Source organism: Planococcus sp. S3-L1 (genome assembly GCF_030063085.1).
Classification (GTDB): Bacteria; Bacillota; Bacilli; order Bacillales_A; family Planococcaceae; genus Planococcus; species Planococcus kocurii.
In genome coordinates, this window is record NZ_JASISN010000001.1 from 33,983 (window position 1) to 53,692 (window position 19,710).

Below are 19,710 nucleotides of genomic sequence, written 5' to 3' on the forward strand. Positions count from 1 at the left end.
ATGTTTCAACAAATAAAACAAAAAAATCCGTTGGTTCATTGCATCACAAACCACGTAGTATCGAATTTTCAAGCGAATGGTCTATTGGCAATAGGCGCTTCTCCAATAATGGGAGAAGCGCCTGAAGAAGTAGAGGAACTCGTTGAATTAGCACAGGCAGTGTCATTAAACATTGGAACTTTACACGCGGAGTCGCTGAAAAGTATGCTAATCGCTGGAAAAAAGGCAAACCAATTGGGCATCCCGGTTGTTTTAGATCCTGTTGGAGCAGGAGCAAGTAACTTCCGACTCCATGCTGTTCGAGAAATTTTAGAGACAGTTGACGTCAGCGTTCTTCGCTGCAATGCAGGAGAGCTCGCAGCTGTAGCGGGTAAAGAGTGGCAGTCTAAAGGTGTTGATGCCGGAGAGGGGCTTCTAGACGTTAAAGAGCTTGCTATGTCTACTGCGAAACAGTTGGGCTTGATTGTAGCGGTCACGGGCAAAATAGATTGTGTGACAGACGGAGACTGTGTTGATGAAATTCCTTTTGGAAGTCCGATTATGGCTTCGATTACAGGAACAGGCTGCTTACTGAGTAGCGTTGTCGCTGCAGGTCTTGCTGTTGATTCTGAAAATCCGTTAGAAACAGTGAGCGCTATTTTGCGCTATTTTGCGATTGCTGGTGAACTAGCTAGTCAAAGCGTGAGTCTCCCTGGAGATTTTCAACTTACTTTCATGAATAGACTAGCCAGTTTAACGGACGGCGAAGTCGCCGAACAAATTTATTTACAGGAGAGAGTGCTATGACAAAAACACCGCAAACTTTAACGATTGCTGGATCCGACTCTGGAGGAGGGGCAGGCATTCAAGCAGACTTGAAAACGTTTCAAGAGCTGGATGTCTATGGCACCTCTGTTATTACGGCCGTAACTGCTCAAAATACGATGGGTGTTTCCGCTATCTACCCAATGTCGGCACAAGCCGTACACATGCAATTAAAAGCGGTAGCTAGCGATTTTGAACTAACGGCTTTAAAAACAGGTATGTTATTCAATTCCGAAATTATTAAGGAAGTGGCAACCGCAATTCACAAGTTCGACTGGAAAAATGTCGTTGTGGATCCCGTCATGATTGCTAAAGGGGGCGCGGATTTATTGCAGCAAGAAGCAGTAGATGCAGTGAAAACGCATTTATTGCCACTGGCATTACTCGTTACCCCAAACATTCCAGAAGCAGAAGCTTTGACGGGCATCCCCATTACAGATGTTAGTAGTCGTCAACATGCAGCTGAAAAAATTTTGTCACTAGGTGCGAAATCCGTCGTTATTAAAGGTGGCCATGCAATGGATAGAGACTATGCAGAAGACTATTTTTTGCAGGCAAATGGGGAATCGTTCGTGTACCGAGCAGCTCGGATTTCAACAAAACAAACGCATGGTACTGGCTGTACGTTTGCAGCGGCTGTGACAGCAGAGCTAGCAAAAGGTCAGCAACTAAAAGACGCTATTTTTACGGCCAAACAATTTATTCAAGCGGCTCTTAGTGAACCACTGAATATTGGACAAGGTTATGGACCCACAAACCATGCGGCATATAAAGCTAGGATAGTAGAAAAGAGGGAGGCACATAAAATTGAAGTTTTCTACTAAATCATCCATCTATTTTATTATGGGTTCAAAAAACTCAGGAGTTCGAGACCCTTTGCAAGTAGTCGAGTTAGCATTAAGAGGCGGCATCAACCATTTCCAATTGCGAGAAAAAGGTGATGGTGCATTGACGGGTTCAGCACTACTTGAATTTGCGTTACATTGCCAGCGAATGTGTCGTGAGTACAGCGTGCCGTTTATTATCAATGATCAAGTCGAGCTGGCATGTAGTATTGGAGCAGATGGTGTTCATATCGGTCAAGATGATGCAGCGACGCAAAAAGTTCGTCAACTGATCGGAGCCGACAAAATTTTAGGCGTTTCTGTTCATTCTGTAGAAGAAGCTAAAATTGCTAGTATAGAGGGAGCAGATTACGTTGGAATGGGTCCGATTTTTGGAACAGTTTCAAAAGCAGATGCCAAAAAACCGGCTGGCGTCAAAGAAATTTTAGCAGTTAAAAATGAATTGCCTAACTTACCGATTGTTGGCATCGGCGGCATTACTGCTAAAAATGCCCATCAAGTTTGGCAAGCAGGCGTTTCAGGAATTGCCGTTATAACCGCAATCACAGAAGCAGCGGATATTGCAGAACGCATTCAACTGTTACAAGCGTCCTGCAAAGAAGAGCATAGAACATGACAACGAAAAAAATGGTCGTTATGGCGATGTTTGTGGCGATTGGAGTGGCAGGTTCTGCTTTTGTTTATTTTCCGGCAGGAATTGCTCGAGCCTATCCAATTCAGCACGCGGTCAATGTGATTGCAGCAGTTCTCTTGGGACCAGGTCCGGCTGTATTGATTGCCTTTATGACCGGAGTCATTCGAGTACTAACGGGAACCGGCTCGTTATTGGCTTTTCCTGGTGGAATGATTGGAGCTTGCCTAGCCGGCATTATGTATGCCAAGTTCGGTAAGATTTGGCTAGCTGCTCTAGGAGAAGTAGTAGGCACTGGACTCATTGCTTCACTAGTAGCGGTTCCTTATGCACAGCTTTTCCTTGGCACTGAATTTGGCGCTTTATTTTTTATGCCACCTTTTTTTATTTCCAGTTTGTCTGGTGCCGTGTTAGGTGTTGTATTGGCAACGCGTCTCATGAAGGCTCAGACTCCAAAAGCCTGGCAGTAAATCATTGAGCTTTCTAAATGTGTTTATAACTTCGTAAATAAGGGAAAATGAAAGATATAGACATTTAGAAAAAGGGAGTGGACAGAATATGGTGAAAATTGCAGTCGAGCATCCATTTACATCGGTACGTGAAGCGTTAGAGAAAAAGGGGTATCAGGCAGACATGCTTGAAGACAAAGTAGATTCTACTGATTACGACGTTATTGTTGTGAGAGACCAAGCAGATTTAGCTGACTATCACATGAGCGTGTCACTTGTCGAAGCTAAAGGCCGTACATTATATGAAATCGTGGAAGAAGTAGAAGAACGTCTTGTGCGCGGTGGGAAAATTCAAGAGCCGCAACCAACTGAAGCTGAACGAAAAGAAAGCGGTGGCGGTGGCGGCTTCTTAGCTGGCGCAGCAACTGGTGTAGTTATTGGAGCCGCAGCTGGATTGTTATTCGCACCAAAGAGCGGCAAAGAACTTCAAGAAATCGTTAAAGAAAAAGCAACGGCTTTAAAAGAAGACAACGCTGAAGGTTCAGGCGGCGCAGTAGATCAAGTGAAGGACAAAGTAAACCAACTAAAAGAAAAAGCAAGTGATTATACAGAAACTGCTAAAGATAAAGCAAGCGATTATACCGAAAAAGCGAAAGACAAAGCTGACGAACTCAAGGCAAAACGTGTAGAAAAACAAGAAGAAAAAGAAGTTGAAAAACAAGAAAAAGCTATTGAAAAAGAAGTGAAAGAGCAAGAAAAAGTAATGAAAAAAGAAGAAAAAGAGCAAGAGAAAGCTGAGAAAGAACACGAGAAAGCTGAAAAAGCAGTAGAAAAAGAAATCAAAAAAGCTAATAAAGAAGCCGACAAAGAAACAGGCGGCACCGAAGTGGTCGATTTGAAAGATGCAACGATCAAAAAAGACAATGCTGGCAACGTAACAGTTAAAGCAGACAACCCTAACAAAAAATAATGATAAAAAGGTGCCCCCAACTCAGTTGGAAGGCACCTTTTTTGATTTCAATTTGTTGTCGTTTAGTCACTTTAGACCTCGGATACTTCGTCTACAGAGTCATGCGATGTTGGTTCAGGTACACGAGACAATACGATCAGTCCGATGACGAATAAGATAACCAGACTGAACACACCCATATTGGATTTGCCTGTCACTTGAGAAGTAATAGCTACAAGCAAAGGACCAAGGATTGCGGCAAACTTCCCAAAGATATTGTAAAAACCAAAAAACTCATTGGAATTTTCTTTAGGGACGAGTTTCCCGAAATAAGAACGACTCAATGCTTGAATGCCCCCTTGGCTTGTTGCTACCAGCATAGCCAAAATCCAAAAATCCGTAATGGTTTCCAGAAAATAAGCATAGATACAAATAACGATATAAACACAAATTCCTACGTAAAGCATTTTTTTTCCGGTAAATCGATTAGCCAAACGACCGTAGAGAATGGCGAATGGCGCAGCGACTATTTGTGTAACCAGTAAGACAATCAATAAGCTCGATGAATTTAATCCCAAATCAGTGCCGTATGCAGTCGACAACGCAATAATGGTTCCAACACCATCAATATAAAAGAAATAAGCGATTAAAAACAAGACCAATGCTCGGTATTGCCGAATTTCCCGGAGCGTTTTTCCTAACCGTTTAAAACTTTGGCGAACTAGACGCGGTTCTCGTTTAATATAATGCAGTTGCTTAACATGGCGAAACATGGGGATTGAAAAAGCAATCCACCAAATGGCGGTGATCATAAAAGCGATACGGCTAGCGATGGTTACAGAAATGGGTAACAGACCATTTTGAGCGAGTATAATAATAGCAATCGATAATATAAATGGAATGGTCGAGCCGATATATCCGAGTCCGTATCCAAATGCGGAGACGCTGTTCATTCGTTTTTCTGTCGTGATGTCTACAATAAATGCATCGTAAAACAAATTAGCACCTGTCGCACCAAGAGCGGCGAAGACATAGCAAATCAACATGAGTAACCAATTTTCACTGGGTACGAAAGCCAGCAATGCAGTTGACGCAGTTCCTAATATGAAAAAGCCGACGAAAAATCGTTTTTTCAATCCTTCGTAATCCGCAATAGTACCCAATATGGGACCAATCATCGCTAAAATAAAGGTAAAAATAGCAATGGTATAACCTAAATAAGCAGTTGAATTGGCTAAGCTAACACCGGCTTCAGTGGCAGAGGCTTTATAGTAAATAGGGAATACAGCTGTCGTGATAATTAGGGTATAAGCAGAACTTCCCCAATCATACAATGCCCAGCTTTTCTCCTCTTTCGAAAATTTTTTCATGTTCTTTCCTCCTTTGTCTTTGAGATGCGGAATCGATATTTTTATATTCAAGAGACTGCATTTCGGGCACGTAGCATGTTACTTTACAAGATAACTTTATTGTACAAGAAGTTCCTTCTGAATAATGCAGAATGTTTTAAAAAATACAGAAATTTTACATGAATGAAGTGTTATAAGTGATTGGTTGAGTCTAATCTATGCTTCCTTTAAACTAAGGGAGGGTTAAGAAAGAAGGGGCATCATTGAAATTAATTTCGTGGAATGTTAACGGCCTTCGCGCTGTTATGAAAAAAGGCTTTATGGATTTTTTTACTCAAGTGGATGCAGATGTATTTTGCCTACAAGAAATCAAATTGCAGGAAGGGCAAATAGAAATGGACCTTCCCGGCTATTATACATATTGGAATTATGCCCATAAGAAAGGCTATTCAGGTACCGCTATTTTTACGAAGCAAAAGCCGTTATCGATTCAATATGGTTTAGGTGTAGAAGAACACGACACGGAAGGACGAATGATTACATTAGAGTTTGATAGCCATTATGTTATGACGGTATATACCCCAAATTCTCAGCACGGATTGCTTCGCTTAGCTTATCGGTTGTTGTGGGAAGAGGCTATTTTATCATTTGTAAAAGCGTTGGATAACCAAAAACCGGTTATTTTATGTGGAGATTTAAATGTGGCACACGAAGAAATTGATTTGAAAAATCCGAAAGCGAATAAGAAAAATTCAGGGTTTACCCCTGAAGAACGTGGCAAAATGACGCAGTTTTTATCAAGTGGATTTGTGGATACATTCCGCCATTTTCATCCGGAAGAAACTGACTTTTACTCGTGGTGGTCGTACCGCTCTAATTGTCGTGAAAAGAACGTTGGCTGGAGAATTGATTACTTTCTCGCCTCTCAAAAGCTCGTACCTCAACTTACAAGCGCAAAAATACATGCAGACATATGGGGATCAGATCATTGTCCGGTAGAATTGCAGATAAAACTATAAAAAGCGTTAATCGAAAATGGCTTTCTACAAAGTTTGTGCAACGATAACGGAATATTCTTTCGCACTTCCTCGACTTGATCGGTATGTTGAAACTGCATAAAAAGAAAAAATGGCAGAGAAAATGATTGATTTTTCTCTGCCATTTTAATTTTAAGAAATGTATAGGATATCTATAAGTTTCACGTGGAACTATTAAAGCTTCATAACACGCTTTGTCAGACGCTTGCAATTATCTTGGTCGAAATAATCAATATAATCTGTAGCTTTTGGGTACCACTCGTTCCAAGTAATTTTTTCTTCGATGATTTTTTTCAAGTATTCATAAACATGATCGATTGAATTTGCTTTATATCCACTAAGATCTGTATCCATATTTAAATAAGATCCTCTTTTATCTAAATATTCTTCTTGATCAAACATGAAGAATATAATAGGTTTATTTAAATACAGAAAGTCCCATGACACGCTGGTGATATCAGTCAATAACATGTCATTATGATCAATCGAATAAGCGATTGTTTCTCGACTAGAGTCGATAAATGTAATGCCGTTTTCAGCATTTGTTAAGTTGGTAAAGTAACTTTCAAATTTTTTCATGAAAGGATGCAACGCAATATTTAAATGAAGATGGTGATCGGCGAGAAGCTTTTGAATACCTTTGTGCTCCAATAAGCCGGTTGTGTTTTTAAAATAAGCGCTGTCAATAAATTGTTCTTTAGTCAAATCAAAAAGCCATTCACGCCAAGTCATCATCATTAAAATGTTTTTGACTTCTTTGGGTGGCTGATTTTGGGGGTACCGATCAAAGCGAGGAAAGCCAGTTATAATTAGTTTCTGTTCAGGCATTTCCCATTCATTTAGCTTCAAGTTGTATTCATATTGGGAAGCGCAATTGAAATAATCTGTTCTTTTTAATAAAGGAATATCTTCTTTTTGAATCAAAATCTTCTTGAATCCTTCTATGCCATGGCTAATGTGAGTGATGATCGTTTTCCGGTTGAGAAAAAGAAATTTATCAGCTGCTGGAACAATATCGTAAAGAAGAGAATGTCCATGGAATGTATAATCAGCTTGAAAAAACAGCAAATAGTTTTTGAAACTACCAAGCGGAACAGCATTTTCAATATTCTCGTTTTTAGCATAGGTAGTTTTCGGATCGTACATCCAATAAGCCGTTACTTGTTCTTTATGGTTACTCAACAAATAGTTATGATAAATTGCGGCATTGTCTTCGTATTTTTCTCCAAGATTTCCACCGACTAAAGCAATTTTCTTTCCGTCTTTGTTTTTTACAAAAAAGGAAAGAGTATAGGCAATTGAAACTTTAAAAAATACCTTTAAAGGATCCCATCTCCCTTTTTCTTTTAATTCTATACTCATCTAAAAGCCCTGCTTTCTACTAGTTGTCATTACTTTAGTTTTCCACATATCACAGTCTTTGTCTATTGCCAGTTAGCGAAAAAATGGATTTAAAAGGGGGAACTGCCGAGAACGATAGCCAAAGACAGCGATTCAAGAAGAAGATGTCGATTGTAGATGTGCAACTCCATATTGACGAAATAACGTTACTAAGCGCTTTAGGAGTAAAAAAGTGGGATAGCAGAAGACGCCACACCACTTTTTTTACTTCTTAAATAATTCTTCTAATGCATCTTCAGTAGAGGAGTCAGCCAATTTAACATTTGATCGGTATGCAGCTCGTGTAATCAGATGTCCCGAAACCGGCGCCGTTAAAAAAACAAAGGTTATACCTAATAGGAGCCTGACGCTGATAAAGTTTTCAGATGCCCAGAAATAGATAAAGGTTCCAGATAACGATAACAAAACAGCGAGTGTAGAGCTTTTCGTAGCAGCATGTGAACGCGTGTAGACATCGGGCAACCGAAGAATTCCAATGGCGCTGATTACAGCCATGATACTACCGATTAGAATTAGAACAACTCCGAAATATTCAGCGATTGTGTTTATGCTCAACAATATCGCCCCTTTCAACAAAACGTGCCAAGGCAAGAGTGCTGATGAATGCTAAAATTCCAACAATCAAGATAACTTCTAGAAAAGCATGCGTGTGAAGAACCACAGAAAAAACAGCCACTCCCGAAATCAAATTGACACCGATCATATCTAGTGCGACAACACGATCAGGCATGGAAGGTCCACGGATGATTCGGTAAAGTGCCAGAATGATCGCTAGGATGAAAAGGGAAAGAGCAATGGTTAATAATGTGTCTATCAATTTCTTGTCACCTCCATAATTGCTTTTTCAAAAGCCTTGATGGACTTTAGTACGGCCTCACGTGAACTTTCTACATCCATCGCATGAATATAAAAAATTTTACCATTTGGCGAGACTTCCATAACGACAGAACCAGGAGTCAAGGTTAGCAGAAGGGCCAGTGTGGTCAATTCGTAATCGCCTTCCATACTATGTTCATAAGTGAAGATGCCAGGTTTTATATTCAGCTTTGGACTTAAAATTTGTTTCATAATCAGCAGGCTCGATTGGAAAAGTTCCGAAACAAAAATCAGCAGCAATTTGATGGTAGAGTAAACGCGCAGCAAGTAAAACTTAGTTCCAAAAAAACGGTGCATCAGAAAAAGAATGCCGATGCCAATCAAATAACCGCAAAGAAAAGTTGTGATATAAAAAGCATCTTCATCCATTAATAATGTCCATAGCAAGGCAATGGTGATATTTAATAGAAACTGAGCTGGCACTTGGATTCACTCCTTTCAATCGAGAATGGATTTACTGATGGATGCCTAATACTGCATTGATATAAATACCGGGATCCAGTAATGTTTCAGCAGCTTCTGTGACATAAACTGACAGACCTTCAGTGCCTAAGCCAATGCCGATAGTTAGGAATACAAGCACCAGACAAGGCAACAAGACACCTCTACGCAGTGGCAGCTGTTCTTCTTTACTGACGATTGTCTCCCCCCAAAAACAGTTTTTAAAAATGCGAAGCAATGAGTAAAGAACAAAAATACTCGATAACAGTGCCAGGGTTAACAGTACATAGGAACCGCTATCGATTGCTGCACTCGAAATCAGAACTTTGCCGATAAAACCGCTGAAGGGAGGAATTCCGGCAAGCGATAGCATTGTAATAAAGAAAGACCAACCAAGTAGCGGATAGTTCTTCATGAGTCCACTCATTCCTGCCATTTTCGAGGTGCCGCTCAGCGTAATCATCGTACCAACAAGTAGAAACAACAATGCTTTGGCAACCATATCATGAATTATATAGTAGATAGCTCCTTCAATTGCTTCGGGTGTGGCGATTGCCAAACCGACAAGCATGAACCCTACGGCAATGACAACGTTATAAGCTGCAATGCTGCGGATATCGTTAAAGGCGATTGCACCTAAGCTACCGCCGATTAAAGTCAACGCAGCCATAATGCCGATGATAGTATGTGTGATTTCTGGCTGATGGTAAAAAATCAATGAAAAGATACGGAACAGGGCATAAATACCAACCTTCGTTAGTAGTGCTCCGAAAAGGGCGGAAGTAACAACAGGTGGCGAACTGTAAGACCCTGGAAGCCAGAAGTACAAAAGCAAACCGGCCTTTAAACTGAAAACAATTAGAAAGACGATGCTGATGGTTGTCAGAAGCGGTGTTTGACCAACTTCTGCAACTCGTTCAGCTATATGTGCCATATTCAACGTGCCGAGCGTTCCATAGAGAAAAGCTAAAGCGACAAGGAAAAACCAGGAAGAGACGATATTAATAGAGACATATTTTACAGCTTCTCGTAATTGACGTTTGGAATTCCCTAAAGTCAGTAGTACATAAGAAGACAATAGCATTACTTCAAAACAGACAAACAAATTAAATAAATCACCAGTCAAGAATGAGCCATTGACCCCTGCTATCAGAAATAGCACGGTCGGATAAAAATACATGGTCTGTAATTCTTTGCTAGTGGAAATTAATGCATAGCTTAAGCAGATAGCTGTCACAATGCTAGAAGTCAGCACCAGCAGAATAGAAAAGGAGTCCGCAACGAATAAAATGCCGAAGGGCGGTTCCCAGCCGCCAAAATCCAACCGGAAAATTCCATCGGTCTGTACCGTATGTAATAGATAGAAAGAAATTCCTGCAGTCATGATCATAGCTGCAATGCTGATCCAGGCCTGGATACGTCCGTAGGTCCGGAGGAAAATCAATAATACACCAACAATAATCGGGAGTAACATGGGAAGAACTAAGATGTTATTCATCATCAGAACCTCTCATTGTTCCTAAATTGTCGGTACCCAGCTCTTGATAAGCCCGGTAGGCTAGCACTAGGATAAATGCGGTAACAGCAAAGCTGATGACAATGGCTGTTAGGATTAATGCCTGAGGCAGTGCATCCACGTAGGATTTAGCTTCTTCACCGAGCAACGGAACCGTACCCAGCTTTAAGCCGCCCATCGACAAAATCAGCAGATGAACAGCATGAGACAGAATGGCCGTTCCTAATATGACACGTACTACGTTTTTTGATAATACGAGGTAGATGGCGACCGTGGTAAGGACGCCGACCAAAATAATGATCAATGATTCCACAGGCTACTCATCCTCACTTATACTTAGAATAATATTCACGACAACGCCAATAACGGTTAATGCGATGCCAGCTTCAAATATGGTGACAGTGGCAAGCTCAGTTTTCCCAAAGATCGGTAAATCAAAGTAGCCGAAGCTTTGGCTCAGAAATGCGCCACCAAAAAACATAGGAGCTACACCGCTCATCATGGCCAACAATACACCGAGTGCAGAAAGTTTCTTAAAATCGATGGGCAATGCTTCACTGACGGTTTCCGAGTCGTAGGATAGAAACATTAAGACAAAAGCCGAAGCAATAACCAATCCACCAATAAATCCACCGCCCGGCTGGTTATGTCCGGATACAAACAGATAGATGCCAAAAGTCAAAATGATTAAAACAACAGCTTTTGAGACGGTTTTTAAAATCACATCATTGATGTTCATCTTTGTCCGCCTCCTTTCTAAGCTTTAAACGGATTAATGTATAGACACCGAGTCCGGCAATAAACAAGACCAGTGATTCAAGCATTGTATCGAAAGCGCGGAAATCACCCAGAATCGCATTGACGATGTTGTCTCCTCCTGTCAGTTCATAGGAATTTTCAAAATAACCAGAAATGCTTTCAAATAATGTGCCGCTATTAACTGTTAGGCCAATCAACGTAACTGTGATACCGGCTCCGATGGCAATCATCGCATTCCGAACTTTAATCCATTTTGGAGAATCTTCTTTTGTCCATTCAGGTAAAAAGTGAAAGCAGAGAAGAAATAAGGCGGTAGTTACGGTTTCAATAACCAATTGAGTCAATGCCAAATCGGGTGCTCGGAACAACACAAAGAAAATAGCGATGGAAAAGCCCAGCACACCATTTAGCAAGATGGCTGTAAGGCGAGATTTTACAAATAGGATAGCGATGGCCGCGATGGCCATCACCACAACTAGCATGCCTTCATAAAAACTAATGGGCGAGTCCGCTGTCAGATCAATTGATAACGCACCAGTAAAAATCAAGGCCCCCCCAGAAGTTACGATGAAAAAAACAAAGATATAGGCAAAATAAGTAGGCAGATGACCTGTCATGTAACGCGTAGTCAGCCAATTGGCTACGCGTTTCAAATCCTTTAGAAAAAAATTGTACAGTCCAGTAAAATTCCATCCTGCTGGCTGAAGCGAGTAAATCTTATGCCAACTGCGGAAAGTAAGGAAAAGAAAAGTGCCGACTACTATAATCCCCAGTGTCATAAATAATTCCGTATTAAAACCGTGCCATGCTGAAATTTGCGGAGCCGCTCCTGAAATTCCAGGAATAATGCCACTCATCGCAGGTTTCAGTAAATAGTCACCGAGCAGATTAGGGACGAAAAACAGACTCACAATCAATATGCAGAGAATAGCTGGAGAAATGAGCATGCCAATTGATGGCTCTATCGGCTTGCGATCCAACTTCTTTAATTGTGGTGTTCCGAAAAAAGTGCGAAACACGAAAATCATGCTATAGATAAAAGTAAAGACAGAAGCGATCCAAGCAATTATTGGAATCAGCAACCCCCATGTAGAAACACCAAAAGCGGGGAGACTGACCGCATCAACTGTCGCTGTGAAAAACATCTCTTTACTCAAAAATCCGTTAAGGAACGGCAGTCCAGCCATCGAAAAGCTACCAATAACAGCGAATGTAAACGTGATAGGCAAAAATGCCGAAAGGCCACCTAATCGCCGTATATCACGAGTTCCAACTTGGTGATCGATAATGCCGACGACCATAAAAAGCGCACCTTTAAATGTGGAATGGTTGACCATATGGAATAAGGCGGCAAAAATAGCTAAGCCGTACAAAGCACCTCGCTCACCATCACCAAAATGCAAAGCCGCTGAACCGAGGCCGAATAGACTCATGATCAAGCCGAGTTGACTGATTGTGGAATAGGCAAGCAACGCCTTCAAATCTGTTTGCCGCACAGCGCAGAAGGCTCCCCAGAACAAGGTGACAAGTCCAATGATGGTCACCGTCCAAAACCAGGCAGCAGTGCCGCCGAAAATCGGTATAAAACGAGCAACCAAATAAAGTCCGGCTTTCACCATCGTCGCTGAATGAAGATAAGCGCTGACGGGTGTTGGTGCTTCCATCGCATCAGGCAACCAAATATGGAAGGGGAACTGTGCCGATTTTGTAAATGCTCCGAGCAGCACTAGGAACATAGCTGGATAAAACAGGGCATAATCTGTATACTGGCCGATGACAGCAATAGTTTCCCTGATGCTGAAAGTACCAGTCATCGAATGCAACATTAAAAATCCAGCAAGCATTCCGAAACCACCGAAGACGGTAATTAACAATGACTTTTGAGCACCATAACGGGAATTTTTGCGATGATACCAAAAAGCAATCAGCAAGAAAGAAGAAATACTGGTTAATTCCCAGAAGATGTACAGAACAAGAAGGTTATCAGATAGGACGACACCGAGCATAGCGCCCATAAATAGCAACAGATAAGCGTAAAAATGAGGGAACGAGTCGGATGATGATAAATAATAGATGGAGTAAAGAACGACAAGGCTTCCCATACCGGTAATCAATAAAGCCATGATCAAGCTGAGGCCATCAAGATAAGCGGTAAAGTTAATGCCTAATGAAGGAATCCAATCGACTGTCTGGATGAAAGTTTCACCATTTGCAACAGCGGGAATTTGGATGACGAACACAACAAACAAAGTGAGTGGGACGAGTAGCACGAGCCAGCCAATATGCAACGAGCCTATTCGTTTATGTATGAGTGGAATCAGAGCAGTAGCAATAAAAGGAATGAAGATAGCTAAAATCAATAGATGCACAGCAGAACCTCCTGTAGTAGAATAGACGAGCAATTGTGTATGGAAAAGCCATTGAGCGGGTATATATAAAGGAAAAAAGTTTGCTTTTTTAGTAAGAAGATTGAAGTACGCAACACAATCATTGTAAATTATACAGGAAGTCTACAGACTTTTCATTTGCTAGCCAATGCTGAATTGAAAAATGCTGAAAATCTATAGGGATAGAAAGTTTAAAAGTGGCCATAACCTCTTGATTTTCTACAACAGAAGAAGTATAATTTCATAGTTTTGAATGTCAGGATAGGAATGATATTTTCAGGGGGGTGAACATAAATGAAAAAAATCAGAGGACGAATGGATGAAAGCATTCTGGTGTGCGTTTTTTACGGACCGAATGGAGAGCGATTAATCAATAGAGGAAATAAACTGGCTACCATGCTAGATTGTCCCTTGTATATTCTAACGGTAGATGCAGCGTCCGTTGATGAATTTGACGCTCAGAAAGCATCTTATATTGAAAGATGGAAAGAGCTTGCCGAAGAGTACGAAGCTGAAGAATTTATTGTTCGTGATAATGAAAAACGCCCCTCTGCAAAAGTGATTGCGGAAGTGGCTCATAAATTCAATATTACGCAAATTGTTATGGGACAGACTGCTAAAAGCAGATGGGAAGAAATTACTAAAGGTTCGTTCCTTAACATGCTACTGCGCGAAATTCCGTTTGTAGATTTGCATGTCGTTTCATTGGCACGCACAGTAAAAGGCGTCGAAGGTGACGAGTTTGAAAAAGGGGTTCGCTGTTACTTGGTAAAAGACGAGAACAGCTATAAAATTAACTTTACACAATCAAAAAACTGTCAGCTTGAAGGGATTTTCTTTAAAGAAATCGGTACCGATTTTGATAACGGGGTCTTTAAGTTTATGCATGATAATAAATTGTATCAGGTAGAAGTAACAGAAGATCGGATCGATTTGCCTGAAGTTATTGACAAGTGCTTAGATAAAGAATTGATAAGAAAATAAATCCACTAACAAAAGGCTGCTTCGCCACTGGAGTAGTCTTTTGTTTAGTTAAAAGGAGAATCAGTAAATCATGAAGAAGACTAAAAGATTAGCACCCATTCTTCCAAAGGAATTAGAAACGTGTTCTTTTGTTGAAGCTTTAGATGATCAGTACATAAGCAATTGCCGAATTTCACAGGAGACCATTGATTTTAGTACAGAAGAAGCTCTTCATATCGATCGGGTCGTTTTTGAAAATGTTCATTTTCTTGAAACGGTTTGGCCGCGTTCAGAATTTGTTGATGTTGTTTTTTTGAATTGTGATTTGTCGAATATGGATATGAGTCGTGCGGTTTTTCACCGAACTGAATTCCGTAATTCTAAATTGCTCGGCACGAATTTTGCGGAAGCCGGAATTCGTCATACTCTTTTTGATGAGTGTGTGATGAATTATGCAACTTTCGGTTTTTCTCTATGCAATACAGTGAGTTTTGTTTCTTCTTCTCTGCGTTTTGCAGACTTTTATGAGATGGAATTAAAGAGCAGTGAATTCAGTATGTGCGATATGAACGATATTAATTTTACAGAAACGAGTTTAAAGGGAATCGACCTGAGTACCAATACTTTTGAAAGCATCCAAGTATCGATTGAAAAATTGCGGGGTTGTAAAGTATCACCCGATCAAGCCATCGCCTTTGCACGACAAATGGGATTGGTTGTCGAAAATAGGTAAGCTTATAGAAGAAATAAGAAAATAAGGGGCTGCATTCAAAAGGTCATGAACAATGACTTTGAATGCAGCCCCTTTTGTCAGCCGGGATTCAAAAAAACAGACGGAGAAAAAGATTTTCTTTTTCTCCGTCTGTTTTATGTTAGGGGCTTATGGACAGCCTCATGTTTTTATTATAAGCCATTTCCGCTTTTCTAAGGATCTAGAAGTCACTCTGACTATCGGAGCTTCATGGCTGCTTCCGCTTTTCGAGAGATTAACGGACGCCTTTCATAAATCCTTGAATGCGTGGTGCGAAAATGAACAATAGGATACTGAGGGCGATGGAAGCTCCCCCGATGATTCCAAAGTACATCATTTCATTTTCTACTGTATAGAACTTAACTAACTGCGCATTGATTGCTTGAGCGGCAGCATTTGAAAGGAACCACAGACTCATCGTTTGCGCTGAGAAAGCGGCAGGTGCTAATTTGGTTGTTGCCGATAGTCCTACTGGAGACAGGCAAAGTTCGCCAAGTACGACGATGAAATAACTTAGAACCAACCAAAGTGGGTTGACTAGTGCTGAAGCGCCACCAAAATAAGCAGGTAATAAGATTACCAAGAATGATAATCCAGCAAACAACAGGCCGAGTGAAAATTTCTGTGGAATAGATGGTTGTTTGCTTCCAAGTTTAACCCATAGCCAAGCGAAGACCGGGGCCAGCATAATGATGAATAATGGATTTAAAGACTGAAACCAGGCAGGAGAAATAGTGATTCCTGCAAATTCAAGGTCCGTACGAGTATCTGCATACGCAGCAAGAATCGTTGAACCTTGTTCTTGAATCGCCCAGAACATGACTGAGGCGATAAACAATGGAATATAAGCCAGTAGATGTGAACGTTCCACATCGGTTGTTTTTTTACTGCGGTACATAACTGTGAAATAAACGGTCGGAATCAAAATACCTAAAATACCAACAATCGCAACGAAGCTGTCAAAAGTTAGTAATCCAGTTGGAATACCGATAGCAACAACTGCTGCAATAACTAACGTAGCAATCGTAAAAATTTTAATCGTTCTCTTACGTTCCGATGGCAACAAAGGATTTGGTACAACAGTTCCTGCCAAACCAAGATTTTTCTTTTTAGTAGCTAAAAATATTACCAAACCTAAGAACATGCCTACAGCTGCAAGACTGAAACCTAGATGGAAGCTGATTTGCATGCCGACAGTACCAACGATTAGCGGGGCAAGAAACCCACCCATATTGATCCCCATATAGAAAATACTAAAGCCTGCATCGCGGCGGTCATCGTTTTCAGCGTAAATTTCACCTACAACACTGGATACGTTTGGTTTCAAAAGACCCGTACCTAGAACAATAAGCACCATAGAAACGAAGAATAAAGCAAGGTTTCCAGGGATCGCTAAAGCAATGTGTCCGAGCATGATGAGAACGCCACCATAAAATACAGCTCTCGACGTACCAAATATTCGATCGGCTAACCAGCCGCCGATAATTCCAGACATATAAACAAGTGATCCATATACAGACATGATGGATAGTGCAGTTGTTTTATCTAGACCAAGACCACCTGCGGACATTTCGTAGTACATATAAAAAACTAGAATAGCTCTCATCCCATAGTAGGAGAACCGTTCCCAGAACTCTGTGAAGAATAACGTAAATAGTCCTTTGGAATGACCAAAAAAGCCTTTTTGAGGAACACTTTCAACAATTTCTTGCCTTGAATACTTTTCAGACATCATACTAACCTCCAATTGTTTATTCTAACATAATACTTTTTTTAGTTGAAAAAATCAAAATTTATTTTTCTTTAGTATATAAAAGTTCTTTTTCTTGAATAAAGTAAGAGGAAAATAAAAAAAGTTTTTTTAGAATAGTTATTAAATTCAAAATTTATTTTAAGGTAATTTGCAACTCAAAGAATTTTTTCTCAAAAGAGTCTATTTACCTGCTATTTGAAATCCTTTTTAATATGGTAAAATTAGTGGGTATAAAAAACTAATTAATTACTACAATTAGGTACTTGTAGTTGGTGTTCACTAATTATTCACATTTTTTTAAAGAATTATCCAAAAAAGATTGTGAAAAAGCGCAAGGTGCAGTATATTTAAAATAGTTAGAATATTATTTAGGGAGCAGGAGTATATAATGAAACAATTAAGTAAACGAATCAAGGACTTAAGAGAAGCTAAAGGACTATCTACTGAAGAATTGGCAGAAGCAATCGGCTTTGCAAAAAGTACGGTTTGGGCTTATGAAAGTGGGAAAAAACAAGTCTCTGTAGTACATCTTGAAAGACTTGCTGATTATTTTGAGATTTCGGTCGACAGTTTGTTGGATCGCGACGAACGGACTATCAATGTTGATCTTCAAAATACTAGTTTCTTAAATGACTACAATTTAATGCTAGATGACCAGCCACTAAACCAAACTGAGATTGCTGAGGCTGCATCATTCATTCAAGTTAAACGGCGTATGGGCAGTTATGGAGCCGCGACTTCTTGATTGCTTGATGAGTTAATAAAATGTCCGCTCCTTTTAAATTGGAGTGGGCATTTTTTTTGCGTGTGCCTCCCATTTCTTCTTAAGATTCTGTCACAGAAAAAGGTGCGGAAATGTGGTAAGCTAACTCATACGATACGAGTATTAGGAGTGTTCTATTTTGTTGGAAAGCGCAAAAAAATTACTGCAGTCCCATTTTGGTTATGAGTCCTTTCGAGTAGGTCAAGAGCAAGCTATTACGCAAGTATTTGAAGGACATAATTCGATTTGCGTCATGCCGACAGGCGGAGGGAAATCTATTTGCTACCAAATTCCGGCGCTTGTTATGGAAGGCACCACCATTGTCGTGTCACCATTGATTTCACTGATGAAAGACCAAGTAGATGCACTTTTGGCCGCTGGTATTCCGGCGGCTTATATAAATAGTTCTCTCGATTTTGATGAGGTGAGAGAAACGTTAATGGACGTACAGCGTGGAGCGATCAAATTACTGTATATTGCACCTGAGCGATTGGATTCAGAAATGTTCCTTAATGAATTGCAAGGTGTTCATGTGCCGTTGATTGCTGTCGATGAAGCTCATTGTATTTCACAATGGGGGCATGACTTCCGTCCGAGTTACCGGTTGATTAGCCGGATGACAGAATTGTTTCCGAACAATCCGACAGTACTGGCTCTGACTGCCACTGCAACACCTCAAGTGCGGGAAGACATTTGCCGAATTTTGAACATTGAAGAGCAGCATACAATCATGACGGGATTTGAACGACCTAATTTAACATTTTCCGTCATACGAGGGCAAGATCGTGAGCGATTCGTGAAAGAATATGTGGTAAAAAACGATAAGGAAGCCGGAATCATTTATGCGGCTACTCGTAAAACAGTAGACTCGGTATACGAAATGCTACTTAAAAAAGGCATTAAAGCGGCCAAGTATCATGCCGGTATGCCTGATCATGAAAGAAAGAGTGGTCAAGAGCGTTTTCTGAATGATGAAGTGACGGTCATGGTTGCCACCAATGCATTTGGAATGGGGATAGACAAATCCAATATTCGGTTTGTTATTCATTACCAGCTTCCGAAAAACATGGAAAGTTATTATCAGGAAGCAGGACGTGCTGGGCGAGACGGCCTGCCAAGTGAGTGTATTGTGTTATATGCTTCGCAGGACGTTCAAACGCAGCGGTTTTTAATTGATCAAGCACAAGATCCTAGCCGCATTCCAGGAGAATTAGTGAAATTACAGGCAATGGTCGATTACTGTCATACAGAAAGTTGCCTCCAACAATTTATCATTCACTATTTTGGAGATACCGCAGCAGAAACGTGTGGGCATTGTGGAAGTTGTATAGATGATCGTGAAAGCTTAGATGTTACTAAAGACGTTCAGATGGTTTTGTCATGTGTCATTCGGATGGGGCAGAAGTTCGGTAAAGTGATGACAGCTCAAGTGTTGACCGGGTCCCGCAATAAAAAAGTGTTAGATTTCAAGTTCGATAAGCTGTCAACATACGGAATTTTAAAACACCAAAACTCCAAAGAAGTTTCGAATTTAATCGAATTCATGATTTCACAAGAATTATTAGCGGTTGAACAAGGCTCATTCCCAACTATCTACGTTCCAGCTGGGGGCAGAGATGTCTTGCTCGGTAAACGTCAGGTCCTTAGAAAAGGAGCAGTCGTGACAAAGCAAATCGCTGCTAACGATCCTTTATTCGAAGAATTACGTGTAGTACGGAAAAGTTTGGCTGATAAAGATGGTGTTCCACCTTTCGTTATTTTTTCTGATAAGACTTTGCAAGATATGGTAGCTAGAAGGCCGCAGAATGATGCTGAATTTTTGGAAGTCAATGGAGTAGGTGCCAACAAACTCGAAAAGTATGGCGATGCCTTTTTACAAACAATCCATTCGTTTGATGCTCCAAATAAATGAATAATTATAAACAAGTAAAACCTCAAATAATAGTGAGGTTTTTTTATTTTGAAAATAGTAAGTATGCATAAATATACGTTAAATTGTTATAGCAAATAATGTTCAATACTATGTTAAATGGAAG

The 19,710-nt window shown here is 40.4% G+C and carries 20 protein-coding genes; 10 read left to right on the forward strand and 10 right to left on the reverse strand.

Going from position 1 to position 19,710, the window contains the following annotated elements; translation table 11 throughout:
• The 5 genes from thiM (at position 1) to QMF37_RS00185 (ending at position 3,699) form a co-directional block, all read left to right on the forward strand.
• The gene (gene thiM / locus QMF37_RS00165; RefSeq protein ID WP_283475846.1) at positions 1-786 is read left to right on the forward strand and encodes a hydroxyethylthiazole kinase; all 786 of its coding nucleotides are present in this window, start codon (positions 1-3) and stop codon (positions 784-786) included.
• Complete coding sequence (gene thiD / locus QMF37_RS00170) at positions 783-1,628, forward strand: bifunctional hydroxymethylpyrimidine kinase/phosphomethylpyrimidine kinase (protein ID WP_283475848.1); 846 nt, start codon at positions 783-785, stop codon at positions 1,626-1,628. The genes thiM and thiD overlap by 4 nt, the downstream gene beginning before the upstream one ends.
• Complete coding sequence (gene thiE, locus QMF37_RS00175; protein ID WP_071152705.1) at positions 1,612-2,265, forward strand: thiamine phosphate synthase; 654 nt, start codon at positions 1,612-1,614, stop codon at positions 2,263-2,265. Before thiD ends, thiE begins: the two co-directional genes overlap by 17 nt.
• A complete protein-coding gene (gene thiW / locus QMF37_RS00180) occupies positions 2,262-2,750 on the forward strand; it encodes an energy coupling factor transporter S component ThiW (protein WP_071152704.1) in 489 nt (162 codons plus the stop codon). Before thiE ends, thiW begins: the two co-directional genes overlap by 4 nt.
• A gap of 88 nt (positions 2,751-2,838) precedes the next feature.
• Complete coding sequence (locus QMF37_RS00185) at positions 2,839-3,699, forward strand: YkuS family protein (RefSeq protein ID WP_071152703.1); 861 nt, start codon at positions 2,839-2,841, stop codon at positions 3,697-3,699.
• A 71-nt stretch (positions 3,700-3,770) separates the two neighbouring features.
• Here the strand turns inward: QMF37_RS00185 and QMF37_RS00190 are convergent, their stop codons facing one another.
• Entirely contained in the window at positions 3,771-5,048 is a 1,278-nt protein-coding gene (locus tag QMF37_RS00190) for an MFS transporter (RefSeq protein WP_058384176.1), read from the reverse strand.
• Positions 5,049-5,290: 242 nt separating this feature from the next.
• Here QMF37_RS00190 and QMF37_RS00195 point away from each other — a divergent pair, with 242 nt between their 5' ends.
• On the forward strand, positions 5,291-6,046 hold the full coding sequence (locus QMF37_RS00195) for an exodeoxyribonuclease III (RefSeq protein WP_078080754.1): 756 nt from the start codon (positions 5,291-5,293) through the stop codon (positions 6,044-6,046).
• 192 nt (positions 6,047-6,238) lie between these two features.
• On the opposite strand, the gene QMF37_RS00200 is transcribed toward QMF37_RS00195, so the two are convergent.
• The 8 genes from QMF37_RS00200 to QMF37_RS00235 form a co-directional block, all read right to left on the reverse strand.
• Positions 6,239-7,426 carry a CDP-glycerol glycerophosphotransferase family protein gene (locus QMF37_RS00200; RefSeq protein WP_283475857.1) on the reverse strand — a complete coding sequence of 396 codons (1,188 nt, stop codon included), beginning with the start codon at positions 7,424-7,426 and terminating at the stop codon, positions 6,239-6,241.
• A 243-nt stretch (positions 7,427-7,669) separates the two neighbouring features.
• Entirely contained in the window at positions 7,670-8,020 is a 351-nt protein-coding gene (locus tag QMF37_RS00205) for a Na+/H+ antiporter subunit G (protein ID WP_058384179.1), read from the reverse strand.
• Entirely contained in the window at positions 7,998-8,282 is a 285-nt protein-coding gene (locus QMF37_RS00210; protein ID WP_071152702.1) for a Na(+)/H(+) antiporter subunit F1, read from the reverse strand. The genes QMF37_RS00205 and QMF37_RS00210 overlap by 23 nt, the downstream gene beginning before the upstream one ends.
• On the reverse strand, positions 8,279-8,764 hold the full coding sequence (locus QMF37_RS00215) for a Na+/H+ antiporter subunit E (RefSeq protein WP_283475859.1): 486 nt from the start codon (positions 8,762-8,764) through the stop codon (positions 8,279-8,281). The genes QMF37_RS00210 and QMF37_RS00215 overlap by 4 nt, the downstream gene beginning before the upstream one ends.
• A 31-nt stretch (positions 8,765-8,795) precedes the next feature.
• On the reverse strand, positions 8,796-10,280 hold the full coding sequence (locus tag QMF37_RS00220) for a Na+/H+ antiporter subunit D (RefSeq protein WP_078080752.1): 1,485 nt from the start codon (positions 10,278-10,280) through the stop codon (positions 8,796-8,798).
• Positions 10,273-10,611: a Na(+)/H(+) antiporter subunit C gene (locus tag QMF37_RS00225; protein ID WP_058384183.1), complete on the reverse strand. Its 339-nt coding sequence runs from the start codon at positions 10,609-10,611 to the stop codon at positions 10,273-10,275. Before QMF37_RS00225 ends, QMF37_RS00220 begins: the two co-directional genes overlap by 8 nt.
• Before the next feature lie 3 nt (positions 10,612-10,614).
• Positions 10,615-11,037, reverse strand: a complete 423-nt coding sequence (locus QMF37_RS00230; protein WP_058384184.1) for a Na(+)/H(+) antiporter subunit B — start codon at positions 11,035-11,037, stop codon at positions 10,615-10,617.
• Positions 11,024-13,426 carry a Na+/H+ antiporter subunit A gene (locus tag QMF37_RS00235; protein ID WP_283475864.1) on the reverse strand — a complete coding sequence of 801 codons (2,403 nt, stop codon included), beginning with the start codon at positions 13,424-13,426 and terminating at the stop codon, positions 11,024-11,026. The genes QMF37_RS00230 and QMF37_RS00235 overlap by 14 nt, the downstream gene beginning before the upstream one ends.
• 312 nt (positions 13,427-13,738) lie before the next feature.
• Here QMF37_RS00235 and QMF37_RS00240 point away from each other — a divergent pair, with 312 nt between their 5' ends.
• Positions 13,739-14,428, forward strand: a complete 690-nt coding sequence (locus tag QMF37_RS00240; RefSeq protein ID WP_071152699.1) for a universal stress protein — start codon at positions 13,739-13,741, stop codon at positions 14,426-14,428.
• A gap of 70 nt (positions 14,429-14,498) precedes the next feature.
• Positions 14,499-15,140, forward strand: a complete 642-nt coding sequence (locus QMF37_RS00245; protein ID WP_058384187.1) for a pentapeptide repeat-containing protein — start codon at positions 14,499-14,501, stop codon at positions 15,138-15,140.
• Between the two features lie 253 nt (positions 15,141-15,393).
• On the opposite strand, the gene QMF37_RS00250 is transcribed toward QMF37_RS00245, so the two are convergent.
• A complete protein-coding gene (locus QMF37_RS00250) occupies positions 15,394-16,890 on the reverse strand; it encodes a peptide MFS transporter (RefSeq protein ID WP_283475868.1) in 1,497 nt (498 codons plus the stop codon).
• A gap of 409 nt (positions 16,891-17,299) precedes the next feature.
• Here QMF37_RS00250 and QMF37_RS00255 point away from each other — a divergent pair, with 409 nt between their 5' ends.
• Together QMF37_RS00255 and recQ are read left to right on the forward strand one after the other, a co-directional pair.
• Positions 17,300-17,656: a helix-turn-helix domain-containing protein gene (locus QMF37_RS00255; RefSeq protein ID WP_058384189.1), complete on the forward strand. Its 357-nt coding sequence runs from the start codon at positions 17,300-17,302 to the stop codon at positions 17,654-17,656.
• 157 nt (positions 17,657-17,813) lie between these two features.
• Entirely contained in the window at positions 17,814-19,586 is a 1,773-nt protein-coding gene (gene recQ / locus QMF37_RS00260) for a DNA helicase RecQ (protein ID WP_071152698.1), read from the forward strand.
• Positions 19,587-19,710 lie beyond the last annotated feature (124 nt).

Bases quoted from the DNA above. Each gene is read 5' to 3' on its own strand.
- thiW (WP_071152704.1), top strand. From the start codon at position 2,262: ATGACAACGAAAAAAATGGTCGTTATGGCGATGTTTGTGGCGATTGGA.
- QMF37_RS00185 (WP_071152703.1), top strand. From the start codon at position 2,839: ATGGTGAAAATTGCAGTCGAGCATCCATTTACATCGGTACGTGAAGCG.
- QMF37_RS00190 (WP_058384176.1), bottom strand. From the start codon at position 5,048: ATGAAAAAATTTTCGAAAGAGGAGAAAAGCTGGGCATTGTATGATTGG.
- QMF37_RS00250 (WP_283475868.1), bottom strand. From the start codon at position 16,890: ATGTCTGAAAAGTATTCAAGGCAAGAAATTGTTGAAAGTGTTCCTCAA.
- thiM (WP_283475846.1), top strand. From the start codon at position 1: ATGTTTCAACAAATAAAACAAAAAAATCCGTTGGTTCATTGCATCACA.
- QMF37_RS00230 (WP_058384184.1), bottom strand. From the start codon at position 11,037: ATGAACATCAATGATGTGATTTTAAAAACCGTCTCAAAAGCTGTTGTT.
- QMF37_RS00245 (WP_058384187.1), top strand. From the start codon at position 14,499: ATGAAGAAGACTAAAAGATTAGCACCCATTCTTCCAAAGGAATTAGAA.
- QMF37_RS00255 (WP_058384189.1), top strand. From the start codon at position 17,300: ATGAAACAATTAAGTAAACGAATCAAGGACTTAAGAGAAGCTAAAGGA.
- QMF37_RS00220 (WP_078080752.1), bottom strand. From the start codon at position 10,280: ATGAATAACATCTTAGTTCTTCCCATGTTACTCCCGATTATTGTTGGT.
- QMF37_RS00200 (WP_283475857.1), bottom strand. From the start codon at position 7,426: ATGAGTATAGAATTAAAAGAAAAAGGGAGATGGGATCCTTTAAAGGTA.
- thiD (WP_283475848.1), top strand. From the start codon at position 783: ATGACAAAAACACCGCAAACTTTAACGATTGCTGGATCCGACTCTGGA.
- QMF37_RS00240 (WP_071152699.1), top strand. From the start codon at position 13,739: ATGAAAAAAATCAGAGGACGAATGGATGAAAGCATTCTGGTGTGCGTT.